The 4,177-nt window shown below is 62.4% G+C and carries 4 protein-coding genes; all 4 read left to right on the top strand.

Going from position 1 to position 4,177, the window contains the following annotated elements:
- On the top strand, positions 1-720 hold a 720-nt coding region (gene icmH, locus E8E78_RS07110; RefSeq protein WP_280337098.1), incomplete at its 5' end, for a type IVB secretion system protein IcmH/DotU.
- Positions 721-733: 13 nt separating this feature from the next.
- Positions 734-2,809, top strand: coding sequence for a type VI secretion system tip protein TssI/VgrG (gene tssI / locus E8E78_RS07105; RefSeq protein ID WP_156860065.1), 2,076 nt, complete (start codon positions 734-736; stop codon positions 2,807-2,809).
- Positions 2,806-3,729: a hypothetical protein gene (locus E8E78_RS07100; RefSeq protein ID WP_059396433.1), complete on the top strand. Its 924-nt coding sequence runs from the start codon at positions 2,806-2,808 to the stop codon at positions 3,727-3,729. The genes tssI and E8E78_RS07100 overlap by 4 nt, the downstream gene beginning before the upstream one ends.
- On the top strand, positions 3,726-4,177 hold a 452-nt coding region (locus E8E78_RS07095; protein WP_280311984.1), incomplete at its 3' end, for a T6SS effector BTH_I2691 family protein. The genes E8E78_RS07100 and E8E78_RS07095, both read left to right, overlap by 4 nt.

Raw genomic sequence — 4,177 nt, 5'->3', positions numbered from 1 at the left:
GGTTACCCCGCCGACCCGGAGTTCCAGCTGCGGGGCGGCTTCGCAAACCTGATGCTCGACGCGGCAAGCCCGCTGTTCGGGCTGGTCATTCGCCTGCGCACCCTGGATGACCTACCCAACCTCGCCTACGTGCACAAGACCGTGCAAAACCAGGTCAGCAACATCCGCGAAGAAATCCAGCAGCACGGGTACCCCATCGTGCACCAGGAAGTCTATTCCTATGCCCTGTGCCTGTACCTGGACGAGGCCGTGATGAGCCGACCGTGGGGCAACAATTCGTGCTGGAGCCACCAGCCGCTGCTCAGCATCTTCCACGACGAAACCCAGGGCGGCGAAAAGATCTTCGTGCTGCTCGAGCGGGTCATGCAGGCGCCCAGGGAATTCCAGGATGTACTGGAGTTCCTGTACTACTGCTTCTGCCTGGGCCTCAGGGGCAAGCACGCCCTGGACCCCAAGTGCGAAGACATCATCAAAGCCTTGATCTCGCGCATGCACACGGTCATCCGCGAACTGCGTGGCCCTACGCCGCAAGAGGTGTGCGCCCCCTACAGCAACGTCGTTCATTGCCCCCACCGCCCGCGACGCTGGGAGTGGCCCTGGTGGAGCCCGCTGGTGATCTCCGCCGTCGCCATGGTCTGCGCTTACAGCTACTACAGCTACCGCCTCGACCTGCTCACTGCCGAAGTCCTGGAATCGCTCAACGCGATTCTGCAGCAGTAGCAGGGGCCGCCATATGCCTAGCCAATCCGATTTGCGCTTTACCTTCCAGCCGCTGGCTGGCCGGAGTGAGTTCGAAGTGGTGTCGTTCGAACTGGACGAAGCCATCAGCATGCCGTTCCAGCTGAAGCTGGAACTGGTCAGTTTCGAAGACGATGTCGACTTTGGCCAGTTGCTCGACAAGCCGGTGCTGTTCACGATCTGGCGCGGCGAGCGCCCGCTGCGTTACGTGCACGGCCTGGTCAGCACCTTCAGCCAGGGTGAAACAGGCTTGCATCGCACCCGTTACCGCGCCCTGGTCGAACCCGTGCTGGCCCGCGCCGGGCTGCGCTCGAACTGGCGCATCTTCCAGCAGAAAACCGTGCCACAGATTCTCGAGATCATGCTCAAGCGCCAGGGCATCACCGGCTACGAGCTGAGAAGCATCGACAAGCACGAGGTGCGCGAGTTCTGCGTGCAGGCCGGTGAAACCGACCTCGACTTCATCGCCCGCCTGGCCGCCGAAGAGGGTTTTGTCTACCGCTTCGAGCACACGCCAAAACTGCACAAGCTGCTGATCACCGACCGGCTGCTGGGGCTGGGGCAGATCAGCCAGGGCGCCATCAAGGGCGATGACGAGGACGAAGTTTTCTTTGACGACGACACCGACCCCAACCAGGTGCTGTACCACGCCAACAGTGGCGGCAACCAGGCCAGGCCGTGCCTGCGCCGCCTGCGTTACAGCGAGCAGGTACGTACCGCGCGCCAGGTGCAGCGCGACTACACCTTCACCCACCCGGCCTACCGCCAGGAGCAACGTGCCGACGGCAGCGACCTGAAGCACCAGTCCACCACGTACGAGCGCTTCGACTACCCCGGCCGCTACAAGCGCGGGGCGGTCGGCGCCCCCTTCACCGCCACCCGCATCACAGCCTGGCGCCATGACGCCCGCATGGCCGAGGTGGAAGGCGACGATGTACGCCTGCAGCCGGGGCTGAGCTTCACCCTGATCGAGCACCCGCGCGAAGACCTGAACAGGCACTGGCGGGTAACCCGCGTGCACCACGAAGGCACCCAGTTCACCAGCCTGCAGGAAGAGGCTGCGGGTGCCCGGCAAGGCACCCGCTACACGCAGGCAGCCGTGCTGGTGCCCGGCAGAACCGAATGGCGCCCGGCGCCGTTGCCCAAACCGCGCATCGACGGCCCGCAGATGGCGACGGTGGTGGGGCCCAAGGGCGAGGAGATCTACTGCGACCAATGGGGCCGGGTGAAGGTCAGCTTCCCCTGGGACCGGGAAAGCCAGGACAACGAGTTCAGCTCCTGCTGGGTACGCGTGTCGCAAGGCTGGGCCGGCGGCAGCTGGGGTTCGATGGCCATTCCGCGCATAGGCCAGGACGTGATCATCCAGTACGTCGACGCCGACCCGGACCAGCCGATGATCACCGGGCGCACCTACTGTGGCAATCAGCTGCCGCCGTATGACCTGCCAAAGCACAAGACGCGGATGACCATCAAGAGCCAGACCCATAAGGGCGATGGCTTTAACGAACTGCGTTTCGAGGATGAACTGGGCAAGGAGGAAGTGTTCATCCATGCCCAGCGGGACCAGGTCAATGTGGTGGGCAATGACGAAACCACGACTATCGGGCGCAATCGAGTGGAGCAAGTTGGCCAGGATGAGCAACTGACCATCGGCAACAACTTCCGCCAGGACACGGCCCGTGACCATACCCAGGTCATCGGGCAAAACAGCCGTGTGGACATCAAGCATGACCTGAACGAACAAGTGGGCAACAACCGCAGCGAGTCAACGGGCGCCAACCAGCGGGTGGTCATCGGCAACAACAGCGAGCTTGTGATCAAAGGGGTTCAATCGATCAGCGTCGGACAGGGGGTGCAAACACACACGACGGTCTACCAGTTGCTGGCCAGTGAACGCATCGAGTTCAGAAGCCCCGGCGGCAGCATCGTGCTGGATGCCCAAGGCATTACCATCAATGGCTTGACACTCGATCTGCAGGGGCAGACCAAGGCGGTAGCGAAGGGGGATGGCAATAGTCAGTCACTTGAGTTTACGGCTGATGGCAGTAACAAGTGCGAGGTCAAGGCATGAAGATCGAGAACCTGGCCCGCAGCATTGAAGGGCACCATGCGGCGCATTTGCATTGCCATGTACTGATAGACCCACTGGCGGTTACGGCTGGAAGCGACCATAACTTGCTTGCTCGACTGCGCGAAACGTTAGGCGAAGCGGCGTTGACGCGTGTGCACAGGGCCGATCTGGCCCATGTGCCTCACCTGCACCCGGTATTGGCCTGCCTGGCCTCGCCCGGATCTTTTCCCCGCAGTGACTTGCTCGAATTGACGGCTCGTGCAGCGTACAGAGGGCTGCACCAGCACCGACGCTACTTGAGTGGCTGGCTGTTCAGCGAGGCAACACCGGCCACGGTAGCCGCTCACCTCACGGCCATGTGCCAAATACCCGATGCCAAGCGCCACTCCAACTTTTACCCAGTCTATGAACCCGTTCGCCTGGAGCTGCTCGCGGCAACGTTCAAGCAGGTCGAGCATGGCCCGTGGTGGCCGATCAACAGCTGGTTGTTCCTGAGTAGCGGTGGAAGGTTGGCCCACCTCAAAGGGCAGAGCGGACCGCGGCACTCTTTGCCGGAGCCTGCCCAGCGGATTCAGGAGGATGTGGGGTTGGTCGAGCGCGTGCTGGCTGTCTGGAGAGTGCTGCGTGCGGGCTCGGAGGACGCGAGCCAGTGCCAGATACCGCCATTAGCCGCCGTGCGTGTATCAAACCATATTGACGACGCGCGAGCGTTGGGCCTGAGCGCAGAGGAGGACATCACGGTTTTCGCTCTTCATCACCTGTGCATCCATCCCAAGCTGAATACCGTTGCTGCAGTGCGCAGCATGGTTGAGGCAGCCGTCAACGATCGCCGTCCACTTGCCCCAATGCTCGCTCGTTATTCCGAGGCGCAATGGTGTCGCCTGATCGACCCCCTCCCAGTAAACGAGAGGCGCTTATGACCCTCAGCCAACGTATCGCCATTGCGACAGCCGAAGCCGGGCTTCCTTCTGACCAGTGCATGGCCTGCGAGCGGCAAGGTTTGCCGATACTACCGCTGCGCCGCGCCCTGGTGCCGGATGCGCGCCCAGGTTGCGTCACCACCGTCGCCGGTAGCCTGCACGTTTCAGCCAGGATGGGCCTGCGCACCTTGCGCTTGGGTTACCTGTATGTGCTGCTCGATCAGCAGGTCTGGCATGCCTACGAAGTCAGCGAACAGGGCCACCTGCGGCGCTTCAACCCCTACGAACCGTCAGACGGCCTACCCGCGTCGCTGCCCGAAAAGTGTGTGAATGAGAACCACGATATCCCTTCGGCCTTCCTGAACATCGATACCGACCGGTATGGCACAGCCTGGCTGGCCTTCTCCAGCGATGCCTGGCCGGTCAGCGTGCTGAATGCCTACAAGAA

The organism is Pseudomonas sp. BN505 (genome assembly GCF_029873175.1).
GTDB lineage: Bacteria > Pseudomonadota > Gammaproteobacteria > Pseudomonadales > Pseudomonadaceae > Aquipseudomonas > Aquipseudomonas putida.
Note: the sequence above shows the minus strand (reverse complement) of the source record. Positions and strands in the feature narration are given on the sequence as shown.

Coding starts and splice junctions, on each gene's coding strand:
- tssI (WP_156860065.1), top strand. CDS start 734: ATGCCTAGCCAATCCGATTTGCGCTTTACCTTCCAGCCGCTGGCTGGC.
- E8E78_RS07100 (WP_059396433.1), top strand. CDS start 2,806: ATGAAGATCGAGAACCTGGCCCGCAGCATTGAAGGGCACCATGCGGCG.